This is a genomic window from Saprospiraceae bacterium (assembly GCA_016710235.1).
Taxonomy (GTDB): domain Bacteria; phylum Bacteroidota; class Bacteroidia; order Chitinophagales; family Saprospiraceae; genus Vicinibacter.
In genome coordinates this window covers 2,559,271-2,579,386 of the sequence record JADJLG010000001.1, presented here as the reverse complement: position 1 = coordinate 2,579,386, position 20,116 = coordinate 2,559,271, and the positions used below count along the sequence as shown (strand labels likewise).

Here is a 20,116-nt window from a genome sequence, read left to right as displayed (position 1 = left end):
AAAATGTCAACTCCAAAGGCTTAAAATGTCATTGCTGAATTCTCATTTTGACTGTTCATTAGCATCAATAAAATGGTTTTAAAAACAAATTGGCTAAATCCTCTTTTCCTGAACTGTATTAGACTTTTCTTCAATAGCACTATGAGTAAACCAGGTTTTGAAATTCCCAAAAATTCTATAAAAAGACGGTCTTGTGAATCGGAGCATTTTATGACTGATCAAATAATTCATCACCTTATATTCTATCCAATGATGAAATGGAAGCAAGAACGATATGATTCCAATCTTGATGGCTAGCATTTTCCAAGGTTCTCCATGAGCAAGATGGTGAATTTTCTGATCAAGAATTAAAATAATAAATTCAAAAAGCATGATAAATGCAACAAATCCTGAAAGTCGTATCGTCCATTCCGGCCATTTATAAGTTCCCATTAGTATTATTGCCAAAAATGCCAAAGTAAGAACTATAATGATCCCCATATATTGGAGATTGAATCTACGTTCATTGATTCTTGCTAAATTATCCAACTCATTTTGTCTTATTTTTTCTTCATTACTCAATTTCAGATTAAACATTTGCTCAGAATTTGCGATTGATTGCAACGAATCTTTATACATCATTTGAAGTTGATTATATTTCAATGCATTTTTGTAATCTCCTATATTTTTGTACTGTGTACACAATTCTATAGTCACATTTATCACGCGAGGTAATACATCTAGTCCTTTAGACTTAAGAATAGCTTTCTCAAATGCTGCAATACTTTTTGTCACTTGGTTTGTGCGCTGATAAAATTGACCCAATCTCCAATAAAAGTTAAATGCATAGTAAGATTGAGACTTATCAATAAGAAATTTCTCAGCCAGAAGATTATAATATTCCGCAGAATCCAGATGATGATCAGCCTCGGATATATAAGATTTTATTTTATTATACAAATAGCAATCCGTTTTCTTAAGTAGATCTAGCTCTCGTGGAGCATACAACTCATAGTACATCTTTATTTTTTTTAAATCAGAGTTTTCGATATATACTTGACGAAGGGTTGCTGAAGCTTTGTCCTCAAGATCTATATCCATTTTGGCTCGCGCCCAAATTAAAATATTAAGGATCTCTTTTTCATCAAATTGGGCTGTGTCAATATTGTGCAATACTTGCATCTTTGATACGCTATACTTATACAAGAGAGAAGTATCGACTTTATTCATCTTTTTGATACTCCTTTCGGCATTAAAGAATGCATCGTAACTTTTATAATTCGCATTTAAAATTTGATAGTACTCTCCTATTTCAAACCAAAGTTCAGATTCATATGAACTAAAATCATATTTGTCACAGACTTCCTTTGCTTTCAATAAAAATCTGAAAGCCTCAAGTTTGTCACCTTTGAAACCGAAAGATCTGCCAGCACTGACATATGACTTTACCAGCAACAAATATTCTTTATGTTCGAGAGATTTATTGATAGCAAACTGTGCAAGAGTGTATGCTCCCTGCACCTTGCCCCAGGTGAGATAAAGCGATGAAATTGATAAAATATATGCGATCAATGTATGTTGATCGTCGTCCATTAGAGTTATCACAGAACTATAATCATCAAATAATGGCTGATGTCTTTCATTTAAAAAATGAAGCCAAGATTTTTTCTCAAAGTATATAACAAGTTTACAGTATTCACTGATTGGTTGGTCAAGCTTTGCTTTCATGATTTGAGAGGTCAGTGCACTATCCTTTTGGTGCGCTTCCATAGCATAAAAGCCAGGAATATCATAAACTTCAGAATCTCTGATAGTCTGAGAGGATCCATCAGATCCAAGCAAGGTCTGACTCGCAAAGGCAAATGCCAAAATGAGTAATTTGACCCTACCAATATTTCTATGAATAAACCCAGTAATTGTGTTCATATTTGATTGTGCTGGACTCGATGGATGATTGAATATTTCATATTAAGCACTTGTGATAATATTTGAGAAATGTTGGATAGTAACATTTTTCCATTTTCATACACTAATGATTAGTGTTTGATACACATAAAATGTACCCAGAATTGATAAAATATATAATATATGTTATTCTATAATATGTTATTTACTAGTAATTAAATACTTAAATATAATAAAAATAAGCTGCATTTTATTTCTGAACCCAATCAAACCGAATAATATATTCATTTTAAAAATTTCAATTATCTTTAATTCACTCAATTTAAAAAAATTCACTTTTAAAAACCAATAATTATCATGAAACAAGTATTATTCTTTGGACTAGGTGTACTATTTGGATTTTTCATATTTTATTTCAATATGACTGATCTGCCCCTGTTTGTTGAAGACTGCAATACGACAACATTGAGGATGCTACAGTACAATACATTACAGGAGGAGTCTTCAAATACTGCACGAAGAACCATTGATTTGGCCAGACAGAATATCCTCCATAACGATTCTACAATGAACAGGTATTTCACGATTTCTAAAGATATGGTGGCATATATGTACAGTATGTATAGTAACCCTCAAGTGGCCGGTTTTAGGCTTGTTCCTGGGGATGCAAATTATACAACTAATACCCAAAGCTTATTTTATTGTATTCCGATTGACGTTAATTTACGCGAAATGGGGAATGACACCGATCCCATTATTTACTATAAATCAGCAAGTCCCATGATAAGACCATGCCCACCTGCATGTGATTAAGATCACTCATAAGATTATTCAGTATCTCCTAGCGTTTGTAAAAATATTGAATCATTGCTTTTTGGTATTTTTGTATCATGCAAAAAGCAATTTTACTTATCATTTCCTTCTTATGTAACCTGCACATTGTACTGCAAGGACAAGAAAATCCCCATCAGAAAATTTTTGAGGCGGTCCAATGGCGAGAGCTTGGCCCACCAAGAGCAGGTAGAGTCAGCGGTGTTTGCGGTGTCAATTCTGATTTACAAACCTATTATATGGCAACCACAGGAGGTGGTGTTTGGAAAACTTCAGACAAAGGCGAATCATGGAATAATATATCTGATGGATACTTTGGAGGATCAGTAGGTGCTGTAGAAATTTCTGCCAGTGACCCGGACATATTATATGCAGGAACAGGAGAGGAAACATTGAGAGGAAATATGTCGTCGGGTAATGGTATTTGGAGATCAACCGATGCTGGGAGAACTTGGACTCATATGGGATTAGCGGGAACCAAACAAATCAGCCGCGTCCGCATTCATAGAAAAGACCCAAACAATGTCCTAGTAGCGGCGATAGGAAATGTATTCAGACCCGGTCCGGAAAGGGGGATTTTCAAGTCAATAGATGGTGGAAAAAATTGGAAAAAAGTGCTTTACATCTCAGACACTGTAGGCGCCTCCGATTTAGCAATAGATCCAATAAACTCTCAGATCATGTATGCCGGTATGTGGCATGTTCTCAGAAATCCATATCAGTTTGTAAGCGGTGGATCCGGTAGCGGTATTTACAAATCAATGGACGGCGGAGAAAGCTGGCAAAATCTGACACAAAATGAAGGGTTACCTGAAGGTATTTGGGGTAAGGTTACCCTCAGTATTTGTCCCCAGCGACCGGAGAGAATATATGCAATGATAGAGAACTTAAATGGGGGTCTTTACAGATCAGATGATTCAGGAAAAACCTGGGAGAAAGTGAATTCGGAAAACAAACTGAGGCAACGCTCATGGTATTTTACACGCGTTTATGCTGACCCGAAAAATCCCGATGGCGTTTATGTACTCAATGTTTCATTACATTACTCCAAGGATGGCGGCAAAACTTTCAGTGAAGTCAACACTTCTCACGGGGATCATCATGATCTTTGGCTTGACCCTTCAAACTCCCAGCGGATGATCGTTGGACACGATGGAGGTGCCCAAATTTCTGAGAATGGAGGAAAAAGTTGGTCCAGTATTTACAATCAACCAACTGCACAATTTTATAGAGTAAATGTAGATAACCATGTCCCGTTTAGGATTTATGCAGCTCAACAAGACAACAGCGCTATTCGAATAAATTCAAGATCAGTCGGTAATAAAATAGGTTTTGCTGATTGGGAATCAACAGCCGGCGGAGAATCCGGGTATATTGTGCCAAATCCCATTGACCCTGAAATCGTAATCGGTGGTTCTTATGGCGGTTACCTTACTCTTTATGATCACAATCGAGACATTTCGCAAGCTATAAATGTATGGCCGGACAATCCTATTGGACATGGAGCTGAGGATTTGAAATATCGTTTCCAGTGGAATTTTCCGATTTTCTATTCTGCTCACGATTCAACCAAATTGTATGTTGCTTCCAATCACCTTCATGTCAGCAAGGACCGTGGACAAAGTTGGTCAACCATAAGTCCTGACCTCACGAAAAATGATAAATCCCGCCAAAAAGCTTCCGGAGGTCCTGTGACTAAAGACAATACATCAGTTGAATATTATTGCACTATATTTTGTGCAGCCGAGTCTCCAGCAGTTGAGGGTTTGCTCTGGACGGGTTCTGACGATGGTTTAGTCTTCGTAAGCAAAGATGCAGGAAAAAATTGGACAAATGTCAGTCCTCCTCTACTGCCGGATTGGACGCTTATCAATTCTATTGAACCTGATCCTAAGGATCCATCCGTGTGTTATTTGGCGGCTACTTCATATAAAAATGGAGATGATCGTCCCTACCTTTTTCGTACAAATGATTTTGGCAAAACTTGGATGTTGATCACCAAAGGAATAGCACAAGATCATTTCACTCGTTGTATTAGAGTGGATGCGCTCGATCCCTCTGTGCTCTATGCAGGCACAGAAAAAGGAATTTATATCAGTTATAATAAAGGAGAACTCTGGTATCCGCTACAACAGAATCTCCCCATCACACCAATCACTGATCTGGTCATCAAAAACAATTCACTTATAGCCAGTACTCAAGGTCGAGGATTATGGATAATAGACAACCTGGAACCCATTCGGAAAGCCAATAAATCGATCCAGAAACCTCAACTTTTCACTCCTAACCCTTCGCTTCGAGATTATGGATCATCACAAGAAAAACCAACACCTCATGGAAAAAATCTTCCCTCAGAAATAATGCTATATTCATATTTTCCAAACTGGTCAAAAAAAGACACCGCTCTTATTTTTCTCATCAGCGATTCAAACGATACCGTATCTATATCAAGCAATTTTCCTACTGCTTCTCAAAATAAAGTGGAGATCAAAGCAGGCAGCAATTTAATATTAATACCCTATACCGGCAGCCCGGCGACATCATTTGACAATATGGTGTTGTGGTGGTCTTCATTGAAAGGCCCATCAGCTTACCCGGGTCAATATAAGATAATTTTAAAATCTAATGCTTTTACAGATTCACTTTATTGTAGAATTGATAAAGATCCTAGATTTCCTGTCACTGACGAGGATGTGAAAAAAAATTATGATTTTATTAAATCATTGAGGAATAAAATCGACGAAGCACATAAATGTATCTTAGAAATGAGAGACATAAAAAATCAAATGAATAATTTCTTCTCAGGACTACCTGATTCAGATTCTTTGAAAGAACTCAAACTCATCAAGTCCGAAATAGACTCTATTTTTACGCAGGTTGAACAAAACTTATACCAAACAAAAAATAAAAGCAATCAGGATCCTATCAACTATCCCATCAAGTTGACGAATAAACTTGGGCATCTGATCGCGCTCTACGGTGAAAGTTCATTTCCTCCACCTCAGCAGGCTATTGAGTTTAGAGATGAAACTTTTGTTAAAGTGGATCAAGAGATTAATCGCTATAAAATAACGGCATCTACACAATTACAAACTTTGAATGAAAAAATAAGAATTCTGCAATTGGATGCTATTCGACCCAAAAAAATCGAAAATAAAAAGAGCTAATTTTAATGCATTCTGTCTCCTCGGATCTCCATGGATGCCATAAGTTTCTCTTCATGATCTAAAAACTGCTCCCACCTTTTTCTGACAATCTCTTTTGGGAAATAATGTTCTGACAGCTCGATAAACATCTTGTAATGTCCGGCCTCAGATACCATAAAATGGTGATAAAATTTTTGCAAATCCTCATCCTCCAATTCTTGAGAAAGCAGCTTGAATCGTTCACAGCTCCGGGCTTCAATCAATGCACAAGTGAGAAGCTGATCCAGTAATCTATCTTCTCGACTTCCGCCTTTTTTTTGAAAAGACAGGAGACCATGCACGTACAAGTCTTTTCTTTGAAAACCGAGATTCAAGTTCCGTTTATCCAACTCCTGAATGACCAATCTAAAGTGGCCCCACTCTTCTGTAACTATCGGAGAGACTTGTCGCACCAACTCGACTCTATCAGGAAACTGCTGGACTAAAGAGATACAAGCACTTGCAGCCTTTTGTTCACAATACGCATGGTCGGTTAATATATCTTCCAAAGACATTTCGGCCAGATTTGTCCACCTCGGATCAGTCGGTAGCTGCAAACCAAGTGTTGTTAATTCCTTTGCTCGAGGCATGCAATCATTCTTTTGATAATTGAAAAATCGTAAACTTCGTATTGCTCAATTCCGGAACTCCAAACCATAACCATTTGGTCAATTTCCTTTTTTCTTAATTTACGAACTTTCTCTCTATCCAATGTTACTTGAATTTTATACGAACTCCGCCCAGTCTGTGCTTCATACACAGGTGAAGTAATACTAATATTTCTTAGATAAATAAAATCTCCATCCATAAAAATCAACTTAATAGGAATATCATAAGAGAGATTTCCCATTAATTTGAGAACCTTTTGGTTTGCTAAAATCAATTTTAAATCAAGGAACCAATTTTTTTTACTTTTTATTACCCTTGCATAACATTCTATAAAATCATTTTCCGGAAAATATTTTTCTAATTTTGGATCAGTGTTGTAAAAAAGTTTTTTGTAATTGGTGGATTTCAGCTTCCCATCTTCGGAAAGTTTGGCATCGCACTCCTCCCAAATCTGAAAGTCTTTGACACCTGAATTGTCAATCATTGGTGCTAGCGGATTAGAATTCTTCTGAACTATTTTTGGGAAATCACCTTTCCGGATTGAAATCATCTGCTTTTCAAATTTTTTCTCAGTCATGTGAACTTCAGATGGATTCATAAAGAATGCCCTACGATTTTCAGCCAGCAAAAGATCATAGGAACGCACCGCTTGATATGATCGGTCAATCTGCTCATCTAAATCCCTGTTTTTCTGCAACTCGCGCTTGGAAGGCTTCATATCTATAGTCTCGTATCTCAAACGAATAGAATCCTTTGCTTTCATCAAAATCTGAATTTCACGAAGACTTGAATCTATAGCGGATTCAATCAGGAGATTTTTCCTTTCCAGGATATTTTCAACACCTGTCTTGAGACTTTTTCCTGTCTGCGAATAAGAATCCGTCCAAAAACTGACCAATAAGCCAATTCCAAGCAGGCTAAACCTTATATGGTATGCGTTAATCATATAAAACTTCTCAAAATTATCACATTTTCCAGCTGTGGTACTACTTTTGTTATGTTTAGGCTATCTTAATCAATAATCCGACCAAAAAATGTCGAAATACAGTCTTTTTTATTTTATTTTGCCCCTTATGACCTTCATCCCAAGCTGCCAACGCAAACTCAGTGAGGACACAACTCCACCCCCACGATCCGGTTGGGTTTATCCTAAAAGCCAAAAGCAAGCGGTGACAGATGATTATTTCGGCACTAAAGTAAATGATCCATACCGCTGGCTCGAGGATGACAATTCAGTTGAAACAAAAAATTGGGTTGAGTCACAAAACAAATTGACCTTCTCTTATCTAGACAAAATTCCCTATCGCCATAAGCTCAATCAACGAATTACCGAGTTGTATAATTACCAAAGGTGTGGCGTCCCCAAAATGACAAATTCAGGAAATTTGTATTTTTTTAAAAATAATGGCACTCAAAATCATGATATCTTATACTTACGTCAAAAAGCTCAAACTCAGGATCAGGAAATTCTGAACCCAAATCAGTTTTCTGCGGATGGAACGAGTTCGTTGACAGATTATGCTATTTCAAATGATGAAAAATACCTTGCATACCAGGTTTCATCCTCCGGCTCGGATTGGAATGAAATAAAAGTAATGGATCTGAACAACAAAAATGTTCTCAAAGATCATTTGCAATGGGTGAAATTTTCATCAACATCATGGAAAGGTGATGGATTTTATTATAGCAGATTTCCTGAACCTCAAAAAGGTGATGCCTTATCTGGAAAAAACGAATACCATGGAATTTATTACCACAAACTGGGTACTGACCAAACTGAAGATCAGCTTGTCTTTAGGGATAATGACCACCCCTTTAGAAATTTTTATACAAAAGTCACTGAAGATGAGCGCTTTCTCATTATTACCGCTTCAGAGTCTACAAGTGGCAATGCCTTGGGAGTTTTGGATCTATCAGACAGGCAAAATAAGATTAATTGGATAGTTGAAAATTTTAACGATGACTATTACTACACCGGGATATTAGGTGATGAGCTTTTCTTTTCTACAAACGCAGATGCTGCAAATTGGAAAATAGTCTCATTTAATGTAAAGAATTCAAGAAGTAACTTACAGCAAACCATCATTCCAGAATCAAAAGATGCTGTCATTGACGGAAGTACTTTCTGTGGCAAATATATACTCGTCCGAACTATCAAAAATGCCACCCACCAACTTCAATTGTTCTTCACAAATGGAAATCTGTATCGAACCATTGAATTGCCGGAAATGGGCTCTGTTGGAGAATTCAATGGATTAGCTACTTCTCATGAAATGTACTTTAGCTTTCATTCATTTCTCAGGCCAAATACAGTCTTTAACTATGATATGAACAGCTCCAAATCTAGTGTTTTCTTCAAGCCAAATCTCACCTACAATCCGGATCTTTACACGACTGAGCAAATCTGGTATAAAAGTAAGGATGGTACTTCTATCCCAATGTTTCTTACTCATTTAAAAAACAAACCTACAGGTTCTTTGACTCCAACTTTGTTGTATGGCTATGGAGGATTCGACATCCCTGTTATGCCTGCTTTCAACCCAGCCCGTATACCTATCATAGAAAATGGTGGCCTGTTTGCTGTAGCAAATATCAGAGGAGGGGGTGAATTTGGAAAAAATTGGCACCTTGCCGGAACCAAACAAAATAAACAAAATGTTTTTGATGATTTTATCGCAGCAGCAGATTATCTGGTAACTCACAACTACTGCACTAGAAAAACTTTAGCCATTGAAGGAAGATCCAATGGCGGACTACTTATTGGCGCTTGTATCACACAACGACCGGATCTTTGTCAGGTTGCATTTCCGATAGTTGGAGTCCTCGATATGCTGAGGTACCATAAATTTACCATAGGTTGGGCCTGGGCTACAGATTATGGAAGTTCAGAGTCAGAGACAGATTTTAATTATTTGATTAAATATTCTCCCCTTCACAACCTAAAACCAAACAATTATCCTTCAACGATGGTTGTTACAGCAGATCATGACGACCGCGTGGTACCTGCACATTCATTCAAATTTACTGCTACATTGCAAGAAGCTCAAAAGTCAACAAGACCTGCTATGATTCGTGTCGATGTAGGTGCCGGACACGGTGCCGGAAAGCCTACTCATAAAAAGATAGCGGAGTCAGCTGATATGACGAGCTTCATGTTTGACCAGATGGGTATTACGCCAAAATATTGAAGAAATTTTCTAATGACTAAATAAAGAATTATGCAAAACGTACAATCGTATATCAACGCTCATAAAAAAAGATATCTGGATGAATTATTGGACTTTCTCAAGATTCCATCCGTATCGGCTGATCCTAAGCACGCAAAAGATGTCCGTGCTACGGCCGAATTTGTAGCAAAAGCCCTGACTCAAGCAAAAGTAGATCATGTTAAAATCCATGAGACTAAAGGTCATCCGATTGTTTATGGGGAGAAAATAATTGATCCAAAAAAACCTACGATACTGATTTATGGACACTATGATGTACAACCTCCGGATCCACTTCATTTGTGGGATTCACCACCATTCGAACCTGTAATCAAGAAAACTCCACTACATCCGGACGGTGCTATCTTTGCCAGAGGGTCTTGTGACGACAAAGGCCAAGTTTATATGCACATTAAAGCTGTTGAAGCAATGTTAGCAAATGATGAGCTGCCTTGCAATGTCAAATTTCTTGTTGAAGGTGAAGAAGAAGTTGGCTCATCAAATCTGGAGCAATTTTGTAGGTCAAATAAAGATTTGCTCAAGTGCTCTACCATATTAATTTCTGATACCTCTATTATTGCAAACAAGGTTCCATCCCTTACAGTAGGATTGAGAGGGTTGAGCTATCTGGAAGTTGAAGTCGTCGGGCCGAACAGGGATTTACATTCCGGCGTTTATGGCGGTGCTGTAGGGAATCCTGTCAATATTCTGTGCGAAATGATCGCTTCTTTGAAAGACAAAAAAGGTCGAATTACTATCCCAGGATTTTATGATGACGTGCTCAAGTTAAAGCCTACAGAAAGAAAAGCTTTGAACAAAGCCCCATTCAAAATAAATGAATATAAAAAAGACTTAGGTGTGAAAGATGTTCAGGGTGAACAAGGCTATACGGTGATCGAACAAACATCTATCAGACCAACTCTGGATGTTAATGGAATCTGGGGTGGCTATATAGGAGAAGGTGCCAAAACAGTCCTTCCCTCTAAAGCATCCGCAAAAATTTCGATGCGTTTAGTTCCGAACCAAAATTCGGAAACCATAACGAAATTATTTACCAAACATTTTGAGAAAATAGCTCCAAAATCTGTTCAAGTCAGTGTAAAACCTCACCATGGTGGAGAAGCTGCAGTTACACCGACTGATACAGCTGAATATGCTGCTGCAATGGCTGCAATGAAAAAAACCTTTGGCAAAAATCCTATTCCTGTAAGGAGCGGAGGATCCATTCCAATTGTTGCATTATTTGAAAAAGTACTCAAAGCAAAATCAGTATTAATGGGATTTGGTCTGGACTCAGACAATATACATTCACCTAATGAACACTATGGTGTGTTTAATTACTACAAGGGAATTGAAACAATACCTTACTTTTTTCAATTCTATGCTGAATCTAAAACAAAGTAAAACTATTACATGAAACAATATTTATGGTTTGCATCATTGCTTATAATTTCACAAAGCATTAATGCACAAAACAACAATTTAAAAATGGATTCATTTTCGTACAGCTTAGGAATTTTAATTGGAAATAATTTAAAAAACGAAGGAATCACTAACATCTCTGCACCAGACTTAGTGGAAGCATTGGAAGATGTACTAATGGGGAAAGGTAAAATTGCAGTACAAAACGCAAATGAGCTCGTACAAAAGACAATGTCGGAAAAAGCTGCTTTGCAAAGTGCTGGAGTTAAAGAAGAAGGTGAAAAATTTCTTGCAGAGAACAAAAACAAACCAGGGATCATTACTACGCCTTCAGGCCTCCAATATGAGGTGATCCAAATGGGAACGGGTAAAAAACCAAGCCTGCAGGATAAAGTTAAAACTCATTATCATGGGACTTTGATTAATGGAAAAGTATTTGATAGCTCAGTACAGAGAGGTGAGCCCATCTCATTTCCTGTCAATGGGGTTATAAAAGGTTGGACTGAAGCGCTCCAACTGATGCCGGTAGGTTCTAAATTTAAATTGTACATTCCCTATCAACTTGCTTACGGTGAGCGCGGCGCAGGAGCAGATATAAAACCATTTTCAGCATTAATTTTTGAAGTAGAATTACTCGATATAGAGCAATAATCTAAATGATTAAAGATGCCTCTGAAAACTTCTTAGTATTTATATCAAAGAATTTTCTGAGGCATTTTTTTTAGCAGGGTTTAGGTTTGGAGATCGTAGAGAGACTCAAATTATTATAAAATAAAGCTTTTTGGGCTGATCGAATGGTTTGGCAATGCGATTATCGAGTGCTTGATTTCACGCGATAATGAGTGATCTGAGCTAAACTTTGCGCGTCATTGTAATTACTTTAAAGAGAGTATACTTTTGTCTTTTTTTCAATTGGGTCAACAATGGTAAAACGGAGTGAATCCGAAATTAGCTAAATTAAAATTGAGCCATCCTTAAAAATTAAGCTTTGCGTCATAGATTAATATTGAAGTCAATTTTTTGCTGGATTGATCTTCAACATTAATATTGATGTTAATTCCAAATTTTAATCAATTTTTCAAGAAGTCGAAAATTGATTTTTTATTAAAAGAAATTTTTAATGTCATGTTTAAATTAAAAAATAATACATTAGCAACAAACTACGGAGATGAAAATTGATATTATTGCAGCAGTCCCAGAATTATTGCAAGGCCCATTTTCGCATAGTATTCTAAAACGAGCAAATGAAAAGGGTTTACTCGAGATTAACTTAATTGACTTACGCGATTATGGTCTTGGCCAGTATAAACAAATTGATGATTATGCTTTTGGTGGTGGTGCCGGGATGGTATTGATGGCAGAACCTCTTGTAAATTGTATAGAAAAACTAAAGAGTCAGTCAAAATATGACGAAATTGTTTATTTAAGCCCAGATGGCAAAACATTGACTCAACAGACAGCAAACAAACTCTCTTTGAAAGATAACTTATTGTTGATATGTGGGCATTATAAAGGCATTGATCAACGGGTAAGAGATCATTGGATTACAATGGAAATATCGATTGGGGATTATGTTTTGAGTGGTGGAGAACTTGCTGCAGCGGTCTTGGTAGATACAATAGGTAGATTAATTCCCGGGGTACTCAATGATGAAACATCCGCTTTGACAGATTCATTTCAAGATAAACTTCTCGCTCCACCGGTATATACAAGACCAGCAGATTTCAGAGGTTATCCTGTTCCTGAAATACTACTGTCTGGACATGCTAAAAATATTGAGGAATGGAGACAAGAGGAATCATTTAAAAAAACCAAAACTTTAAGACCCGATTTACTGGAGGAGTAATTTTACAACATTAAAAATTACGCGTACTCCTATTGAGGTGCCATTTTAATTCCAACAATTCTCACTTGCATTTTATCATTTGTCAATGTAAATACATAAGATCCTGCGGGCCAAGAACGCGCATCAACTTCCAGACTTTCCTCACCACTTTGTACACTTACTTTTCTAAAATCAACGAGGTCTCCGATTGAGTTATGTACATTGAGAATATAATTTCCGGGAATAGCATCTTGAATGTTTAAACGAAGCAATTGTGAAAATGGATTTGGAGTTAGCACCAATGAAAGTGGTTTTGGTATTGATAATTCATCTTTGCTGGCTGTATTAATTTTAACTTTCTCTGCTTGAAAATTTACTTCAGCGAATCCATGACAGCTACCACCAAAACTTTCTTTAGAAGTCAACAAAATGTACTTTGCCTTTGGGATATCCAATGGTATCCAATCTGAACCTTCATACGTATTGCTTCCACTAGCTTTTTCTAATGTGACATCTCCAACATTCTTCCAGATTATACTGTCTTCTGAATAACTGATGTGGAGTTTGCTGGTTCCCCAATCCAGATGTTGCGGATCATTCGTATTCCAAATACGGAATGATGAAATTTTATACAAGGCTGTTAAGTCATACAGTATCCAATGACCTGATTTCAACGCAGGATTTGGGCTAGCTGAGACACTACAAGAAACCCAGCCATCAAACCAGTTGGTCGAATGTCTGTCCTCAAAGCATTGAGCTGAAAGAACTGTTTGATCAATTTGAAAAATACAAATAATGAGTATAATTAATTTCTTCATTTTACCTTAAATTTAAAGATGCAAAAATCCAAGCGGCGCTGCCCCAGAATTGATATTGTACACATTGGATAGATTTGGAAATAAATAAGCAAGATCGTTTCTTGAAACACCCATCCAAAGTGCGAGCTCTGCAAAATATAAATCAACCGGAGTGGTAGGTATCAATACACCATCATACACATTCAACTCATCCTGCAAATCCATGGAGGGATATGTGCCAAAAATTCTTGACCCAAATAAATCACCTCCCATCACCATCACATTGCCACCCCAGGCATGATCAGTACCATTTCCATTAGAAGTTAGAGATCTTCCAAATTCAGAAACTGTAAAGGTAGTAACCTGTCTTGTAAGATTAAGTTCCTCCAGAGTATTATAAAAACTAGTCATTGCATCATCGACTTCTCCCAGCATGTCCAATTGATTCTGTAAAACTTCGTCATGGTGATCCCATCCATAATAATCTACAAAAAATATTTGGCGTTTAAAACCTAATTTTTCATGACTTGCGATTGTCCTTGCTATCATTTTAAGCGAATCGGAAAGCTCAGTCTCTGAATACACTGTTTGGAATTCCGGAACAGATCCTAGTGCCTCACTAAACTTCAAATGACCGTCTCTCCCACTCCTGATTACATCCATATAAGCTTTCTGGAATATATCCTTATAATTATGGTCGATCAATGAATCCAAGGCCCTCGTTCTCGCTTTATTAAAATAATCCCACTCTCCTTGTGCTCCATATCCGGTTATACCTGTGCTTCCCTCCCTACGATCTATCACATATTCAATCGTTTCATTTCCTTCTTGAAACAAGTTGGTACCGGAGATTGAAATATTCATTGAAATATTCTGTTCTCTATTTTGATCTTTAATCAAATCAGCCATCCTTCCTCCCCATCCGGAGGAAGCGCGATCATTGAGCACAGCTGTCTGCCATTGTTGGCTCTGATCAGAATGTGACAGTAACCCAAGAGGTAATTTGGCATTCTGCAAATAAACCTGATCGCGTTTTACAGGCTCAACTAATGTTCCTATATTAGAAATAAATGAAACCTTTCCCTCATTAAACATTTTTCTGATTCCGGTCATGGAAGGATGAAGCCCAAAGGTCCTGCCAGGAGTGTTGATGGTATTCAAACTCAAAATATCTTTCGAATCCAAAGCAATTTGCGACCTTGTTTCTTTATACAATTTGTATTCATCCGGAGTAGTTGGAACCAGCATATTATAAGAGTCATTTCCTCCTGATTTCATGATACATACTAAAGCTTTGTACCCAGGGTCTAGGGCTGAGTTTGCAGAAGCCAGAGCATTAATTGCTTTTAAATTTAGTATAGAATTCGAAAGCGTTGCATAACCAAGAGCTGCACAGCTCATAGAACCCATAAAATTCCTGCGATTGATTTTTTGATTTTTCATTGCTGTGCTTATTTAATGATTGCGAAATCAGGTGAAATTGAAATTAAATATAAAGCCAACCTGACGCGATCCTCTCGATAATCCCCAATTACCAATTCCTCAACTGCTTCGGCTATTATCTTTCTTGTACGATCAGATAAATTCCCATATGTGAGTAACATGTCCAATTTATTGATCAAAGTTTCGGGCTCTCGTGCGTACTTTTTGAATTCATCTAAATTAATGGAAGTTGGAGGATCGTTTTCTGTCCAACTATATAAGAGGTAATTGTACACTGCCCAAAAATTGACCATATTTAAATAACCAATTGAAGTCCTGGAATTGTGAATCTGAAATTCTGGACCTACTAAATCCATTTCTTTGATCTGTCCTAATGGTGCGTAAGTAGGCAAGAAGAAATTAAAGACAGTTGGTGATGCCAATGGAATTTGGCCAACATTATTGAGGTAATCTATACTGGCATTCCAATACCGACCGTAGTACTGCTCTGGATTTGTTGCACTTGCAAAGTGGGTGTAGCGTGTTATAGGTTCTCGCAGTTGACCATTTGCAGGATCTTCCAACCATTCACAGTCTCTTGCTTCAGGATCCAGTAAGATAGCTTTCAACACTGCTTCAAAGTTGCCACGCACACCACTGCCATCATCTGCAAACACATCTGCAACTCTTTTTACATAATGACTGGAAGGATTAGATTTAATAAGTCGTTGAATCAGTTGCTTACAAATAAAAGGACCCGTGTTGGGATGATTGAATAAATGATCGATAGCGTCCTGAATGTCTTTCATTCCGGGCTGACCATCTGGTATCACATAATCGTCTGCAAGTTTTTTAGTTCCTGGTTCATGCCATTCATTGTACATTTTCATGGGTAATAAAAAATCCCCTATATAAAAATTAACTCCAAAAAACGCGGTGTCAACATACATATTTGGTACAACACCTGAAAAACTCAGTCCCGTAAAAACCTTAGCCAATTCTTTAATATCGGCTTGATCATAAGTAGGTATGGGATTCCCAGCGGGATCCAATTTCCTGGAGCCATCCGGGTTTAACTCATACAATCCAATAGTAAATAGTTGCATGATTTCTCTTGCAAAATTCTCATCGGGATGAATATTCTCTTCAGGAATTTCTCTAGGATTGTTTAAGTGACTCAAGTAGTAGCCCATCGATGGGTGTAGAGCCACGTCTTGCAACAGGTTTTTATAATTTCCAAAAGCATGTTTCATAAATAAATCATAATAGCTGGCAACTGCCCTACCCATACCTCCAAGATCAGAATTTACAGAGATGACAAAAATTTCACTTAAAGCAAGAGCCATTCTTTGTCTCAGCTTATCTTTTTGCTTCAAATGATTTTCCCAAAAGGCATAGTTATAATAAATATAACTATAATAGGTAGGCGCATCTGCCGAATCAGTATTAAACTTAAAGTACCAGTCATATACTTCTTTGAAGATAGTGTCCATAGCAGGTAGGTAATAACTGGGTTTAATACGAACCTGATTATCAATCCATTTATCGAAATTTAGATCGGTCAGCCGATCAATATCTCCTTGATCAAAGCCAAGTGTCGCTTGGTGCAAAAACCTACTTGCAGTCAATTGCCTGTAAATCAGGCCTGTTTCACCCACCGTTTTTTCTGCAGATGCACTATCCAAATGGTACAATGGCTGCCAAGAACTACTAGAATTAACTTTAATCGGGGGACCATCTTTGCTACCGATTACCACAGCCTGACTAAATGGCTCAAGAGGGTATAAAAATATCAGAGCAATTACGCAGCACAATACTTTCATTGGTTTCTATTTGATTACTCCTCAAATTTAAGGTACATGCTAAGAAGAAGTAAATTTTGGAATTGATTTTTTGAAAAAATCAATATTTACCCTGATTGCTTACAAGCTGGACTGACTGCCATCCTTGTTTCTTAATAAGTCAATTATTGGATGTTCAAACCATCATTAGCGGTATTCAAACTATGGTAACGGCTTTAACTTAAGAGTAAATTCTACTATTAATGTTTGCTTCGTTTTGATAGCGCCCCCCATTTTTATAGGTGGTTGTAAATTAAAATCAGCGAAGCTTAAGGTTTTTACACCACTCATCAACACATTTGACTGGTCATCTTTATCAAAATTGTAAGAAATATCAAAAAATTTTGAGACCCCGGCTAAGATGATTTCTACTTCACCCTTTATATCAGAACATTCTTGGAAATTTGGATTGCTGTTTAGAGATAAAAATCGAATCGTCATATAAGGAAATACTTTCCCCTTCAACGTTGAAACCATATCCCTGGTAATTAATGGATTGTGGCAATTAAAACTTTGAACACCAATGCAAAGATCACCTTTCAATTGTACCTTTGGAGCCTTTGAGGCAACAAATATGGTATCGGGAATGCTGTAATTCACAATTTCGCATTTGAATTGGTTAATATTCGTAAATCCGGTAACTTGAAGATGGCTACTTGGTAAAACTAACCATTTTTTACCGGTTAGGTTATTCAAATTCTCAAATCCAAAAAATGAAACAGAGCACAGCACAGAAACTATTACAACAACTTTTAATTTCAAAGCTAGTAAGTTTAAACTTTAAAATATGGTCAGGGCAATTCCTCTTGCCCTGACCAAAAATTTTTAAACAAAATCACTTAAAAACCCACAACTGCCTCAACAGTTACACCATTGAATTTTCCTCCGTCATAGATGTTAGCTTTTGGAAAATCAGTATATTTCTGTTGCACGTACTCTCCTTTTAACATAATACTCTTGGTTACTAACCAACCGGCACCCAATGCTATTCGGTCAATTTTTTGCTTGTCTTGATTCTCGGCTATCAACTTTCCAGAAACTGAATTGTATCTTGCTCCGACAAAAAAGTTTTCGTTTTTACAAAATCTGTAAACCAAGTCAATTGCAATTTGATTTGCACTTCTGGCGTCTGCATTTGTTACATAGATTTCTCTGTTTGTTTTACCTGCAGCATTCTCAAAAGTTCCGAAAAGTTCAAATCCATATGCTTTCACAAATGCATTTAGTTGGATAGCTCTGATTTCATTCGTAAATGAAGGGTTATATCGTCCAGAAAATGCATTGTCTTTGGAGGTAGCATTCGCAGGTTCCAACACAAAGAAATAATTGCTTCCAGTACGGTCTCCACCATATAAAGTACTCCTTCCATCATGCTTGTTGAAGTAGCCAGATAGTCCTATCCGTGCTTGAATATGATCAGTGATATGATTCTGCCAAGCTAGTTTTGCATAAACAGAAGGATTGCGTTTCAAATATTTGCTTGAATCAACGCCAGTTTGTGTTAGTAAGTATGATTTTTGATATCCTCCATTGATAAGTCCATTTGAAACACCTACCATTCCTAGGAATGGACCCGCATGATAATATGCTTCTCCTGCGACTTCTGTTGCGAAAGCATCCATAATGTAATTTTCTATGAAAGGATTGTAAAGGGTATGACCACCATCAGATCTTCTGAAGTGCTGATCTCCGTAATTGATCTCCATATGACCTAATTTGAATGTCATTTTATTCATGAGCTTGTCCCAGAACATACCTTTAAAAGGAAGTTTATCTACCTGGATATAACCACCTTTTACCCAAGCTTCGTTATGGTGTCGGGCAGAAAGATATGTGGTCACATTTAATGTAATTCCTTCTGCTAACACTGCATCCATATATAGATTGGCTTGTGCGATCGAAAAGCCGGAGGCAAGTCTAGGATACAAAGCTGCTGCACCGGATGCATTTTCATGACTCAAGCTCTGAAATTGTTGAGTAAATCCCGCCCCAAAGCGGATTCCCCTTGTAAACTCCCCTGTGTTCAAATTCTTTTGAGGTTCGAACACATTTATTCCGTCTTGATTGTATGGACGCCAGTTTGGCAACTCACTCGGCTGTAATTGTATGCTATATTGCGCAAATAGAAAAGAGGGTAAAATTGCAAGCAGCAATAAAGATTTGATTCTGTTTAAAATCTGTTTCATTTGATTAAGTTTATTTGTTAAAAAATAGATTTATTTCTGTAAATTAGATTGAAATTTGATGACAACATCTTTACCAGTCTTCATCGCACCCATCATGAAAGTTGGTGGCTTTACTCCCCAGGCTTTCATGTCGATGATCTTTGTACAGCTAATTGTAAGTGTTTTGTCTCCGGTCAGCATCCCTACAGCATAGAGCTCAACGGGAAGTGTTGTGCCTGCAATCGTTAGCTTTCCTGAAACAGTTATACTGTGTTTTACACCATCTGTACTCACTACCTTGGTAGAGTTTCCAACAAAAGAGATTTGTGGAAATTTGTTTGCATTAAGGGCACTGTAAGTATTATTATCCATGATGCTACTCTCACTTTTGAGAGATTTTGCATTGGTGGTAAATTGGATAGAATTCACATTGGTCAAATTACCCGACTTATTAAAAACCAAGACAGCTGAGCCTACCCCGTCTGTTGATTTAATTTCCCAATCATGGAGCGTTGAAGTACCACTGATATCCAACTTGACAGCACCAAATCTGAGTTGGCCTTGAGCCATTGTCAATTTTGGTAGAAAAACACCCAGCAAAAAGAAACTAAGAAAATAGAAAAATGATTTTGATTGATTTGCCATTTTAAGATTATTTAAATGATTTAAAGATTTTTATATCTTTTATTATAATAATGCTTGGTTTAAGCGCAAAGTTCAAATTAAAACGACTTTTTATTGGTTTTTTAGTTAATTTATTGTTAATAGCAAAATATAATTCTGTAGCGAACTGAAATTCGAATTTTCGACCAAGATTGGGATTACCGGAATTTTTCAAAAATCTCTCATAATGATGAAGCAAACCACTATCCCTATAATGCCTTAGACAATTGCTCAGATATGCATTGTTGCAATGACGAATAGGCTTT

The 20,116-nt window shown here is 37.1% G+C and carries 15 protein-coding genes; 6 read left to right on the top strand and 9 right to left on the bottom strand.

The annotated features are described in order from the left end of the window. Nucleotides 1-93: 93 nt before the first annotated feature. The gene (locus IPI99_10260) at nt 94-1,905 is read right to left on the bottom strand and encodes a hypothetical protein (protein ID MBK7340898.1); all 1,812 of its coding nucleotides are present in this window, start codon (nt 1,903-1,905) and stop codon (nt 94-96) included. A gap of 336 nt (nt 1,906-2,241) precedes the next feature. Here IPI99_10260 and IPI99_10255 point away from each other — a divergent pair, with 336 nt between their 5' ends. Together IPI99_10255 and IPI99_10250 are read left to right on the top strand one after the other, a co-directional pair. Continuing rightward, nucleotides 2,242-2,697, top strand: a complete 456-nt coding sequence (locus tag IPI99_10255) for a hypothetical protein (protein MBK7340897.1) — start codon at nt 2,242-2,244, stop codon at nt 2,695-2,697. A gap of 77 nt (nt 2,698-2,774) precedes the next feature. After that, nucleotides 2,775-5,882, top strand: coding sequence for a glycosyl hydrolase (locus IPI99_10250; protein ID MBK7340896.1), 3,108 nt, complete (start codon nt 2,775-2,777; stop codon nt 5,880-5,882). A 2-nt stretch (nt 5,883-5,884) separates the two neighbouring features. Here IPI99_10250 and IPI99_10245 read toward each other — a convergent pair whose 3' ends face one another. After that, the gene (locus IPI99_10245; GenBank protein ID MBK7340895.1) at nt 5,885-6,490 is read right to left on the bottom strand and encodes a tRNA-(ms[2]io[6]A)-hydroxylase; all 606 of its coding nucleotides are present in this window, start codon (nt 6,488-6,490) and stop codon (nt 5,885-5,887) included. Continuing rightward, the gene (locus IPI99_10240) at nt 6,469-7,455 is read right to left on the bottom strand and encodes a hypothetical protein (GenBank protein MBK7340894.1); all 987 of its coding nucleotides are present in this window, start codon (nt 7,453-7,455) and stop codon (nt 6,469-6,471) included. Before IPI99_10240 ends, IPI99_10245 begins: the two co-directional genes overlap by 22 nt. A gap of 88 nt (nt 7,456-7,543) precedes the next feature. On the opposite strand from IPI99_10240, the gene IPI99_10235 reads away from it, so the two are divergent. The 4 genes from IPI99_10235 (at nt 7,544) to trmD (ending at nt 12,983) form a co-directional block, all read left to right on the top strand. Next, complete coding sequence (locus tag IPI99_10235) at nt 7,544-9,697, top strand: S9 family peptidase (protein ID MBK7340893.1); 2,154 nt, start codon at nt 7,544-7,546, stop codon at nt 9,695-9,697. A 30-nt stretch (nt 9,698-9,727) separates the two neighbouring features. Beyond that, complete coding sequence (locus IPI99_10230) at nt 9,728-11,119, top strand: dipeptidase (GenBank protein ID MBK7340892.1); 1,392 nt, start codon at nt 9,728-9,730, stop codon at nt 11,117-11,119. Nucleotides 11,120-11,203: 84 nt separating this feature from the next. After that, nucleotides 11,204-11,788 (top strand): FKBP-type peptidyl-prolyl cis-trans isomerase, encoded by a 585-nt coding sequence (locus IPI99_10225; protein MBK7340891.1) that lies wholly within the window; start codon nt 11,204-11,206, stop codon nt 11,786-11,788. A gap of 517 nt (nt 11,789-12,305) precedes the next feature. Beyond that, nucleotides 12,306-12,983: a tRNA (guanosine(37)-N1)-methyltransferase TrmD gene (gene trmD / locus IPI99_10220; GenBank protein ID MBK7340890.1), complete on the top strand. Its 678-nt coding sequence runs from the start codon at nt 12,306-12,308 to the stop codon at nt 12,981-12,983. A gap of 29 nt (nt 12,984-13,012) precedes the next feature. Here trmD and IPI99_10215 read toward each other — a convergent pair whose 3' ends face one another. The 6 genes from IPI99_10215 to IPI99_10190 all read right to left on the bottom strand — a co-directional run bounded on the left by IPI99_10215 (nt 13,013) and on the right by IPI99_10190 (nt 19,832). Then, complete coding sequence (locus IPI99_10215) at nt 13,013-13,780, bottom strand: hypothetical protein (GenBank protein MBK7340889.1); 768 nt, start codon at nt 13,778-13,780, stop codon at nt 13,013-13,015. 12 nt (nt 13,781-13,792) lie between these two features. Next, complete coding sequence (locus IPI99_10210) at nt 13,793-15,202, bottom strand: DUF1501 domain-containing protein (protein ID MBK7340888.1); 1,410 nt, start codon at nt 15,200-15,202, stop codon at nt 13,793-13,795. Nucleotides 15,203-15,210: 8 nt separating this feature from the next. Continuing rightward, on the bottom strand, nt 15,211-17,004 hold the full coding sequence (locus IPI99_10205; protein MBK7340887.1) for a DUF1800 domain-containing protein: 1,794 nt from the start codon (nt 17,002-17,004) through the stop codon (nt 15,211-15,213). Nucleotides 17,005-17,184: 180 nt separating this feature from the next. Beyond that, nucleotides 17,185-17,784, bottom strand: a complete 600-nt coding sequence (locus IPI99_10200; protein ID MBK7340886.1) for a YceI family protein — start codon at nt 17,782-17,784, stop codon at nt 17,185-17,187. 77 nt (nt 17,785-17,861) lie between these two features. Beyond that, the gene (locus tag IPI99_10195; protein ID MBK7340885.1) at nt 17,862-19,208 is read right to left on the bottom strand and encodes a hypothetical protein; all 1,347 of its coding nucleotides are present in this window, start codon (nt 19,206-19,208) and stop codon (nt 17,862-17,864) included. Nucleotides 19,209-19,238: 30 nt separating this feature from the next. Beyond that, complete coding sequence (locus IPI99_10190) at nt 19,239-19,832, bottom strand: YceI family protein (GenBank protein ID MBK7340884.1); 594 nt, start codon at nt 19,830-19,832, stop codon at nt 19,239-19,241. Between the last annotated feature and the right edge of the window lie 284 nt (nt 19,833-20,116).

What these genes read in the sequence shown, in the direction of transcription:
- IPI99_10190 (MBK7340884.1), bottom strand. Translation starts at nt 19,832, where the DNA reads ATGGCAAATCAATCAAAATCATTTTTCTATTTTCTTAGTTTCTTTTTG.
- IPI99_10230 (MBK7340892.1), top strand. Translation starts at nt 9,728, where the DNA reads ATGCAAAACGTACAATCGTATATCAACGCTCATAAAAAAAGATATCTG.
- IPI99_10260 (MBK7340898.1), bottom strand. Translation starts at nt 1,905, where the DNA reads ATGAACACAATTACTGGGTTTATTCATAGAAATATTGGTAGGGTCAAA.
- IPI99_10245 (MBK7340895.1), bottom strand. Translation starts at nt 6,490, where the DNA reads ATGCCTCGAGCAAAGGAATTAACAACACTTGGTTTGCAGCTACCGACT.
- IPI99_10235 (MBK7340893.1), top strand. Translation starts at nt 7,544, where the DNA reads ATGTCGAAATACAGTCTTTTTTATTTTATTTTGCCCCTTATGACCTTC.
- IPI99_10240 (MBK7340894.1), bottom strand. Translation starts at nt 7,455, where the DNA reads ATGATTAACGCATACCATATAAGGTTTAGCCTGCTTGGAATTGGCTTA.
- IPI99_10205 (MBK7340887.1), bottom strand. Translation starts at nt 17,004, where the DNA reads ATGAAAGTATTGTGCTGCGTAATTGCTCTGATATTTTTATACCCTCTT.
- IPI99_10255 (MBK7340897.1), top strand. Translation starts at nt 2,242, where the DNA reads ATGAAACAAGTATTATTCTTTGGACTAGGTGTACTATTTGGATTTTTC.
- IPI99_10195 (MBK7340885.1), bottom strand. Translation starts at nt 19,208, where the DNA reads ATGAAACAGATTTTAAACAGAATCAAATCTTTATTGCTGCTTGCAATT.
- IPI99_10250 (MBK7340896.1), top strand. Translation starts at nt 2,775, where the DNA reads ATGCAAAAAGCAATTTTACTTATCATTTCCTTCTTATGTAACCTGCAC.
- IPI99_10210 (MBK7340888.1), bottom strand. Translation starts at nt 15,202, where the DNA reads ATGAAAAATCAAAAAATCAATCGCAGGAATTTTATGGGTTCTATGAGC.
- IPI99_10225 (MBK7340891.1), top strand. Translation starts at nt 11,204, where the DNA reads ATGGATTCATTTTCGTACAGCTTAGGAATTTTAATTGGAAATAATTTA.
- trmD (MBK7340890.1), top strand. Translation starts at nt 12,306, where the DNA reads ATGAAAATTGATATTATTGCAGCAGTCCCAGAATTATTGCAAGGCCCA.
- IPI99_10215 (MBK7340889.1), bottom strand. Translation starts at nt 13,780, where the DNA reads ATGAAGAAATTAATTATACTCATTATTTGTATTTTTCAAATTGATCAA.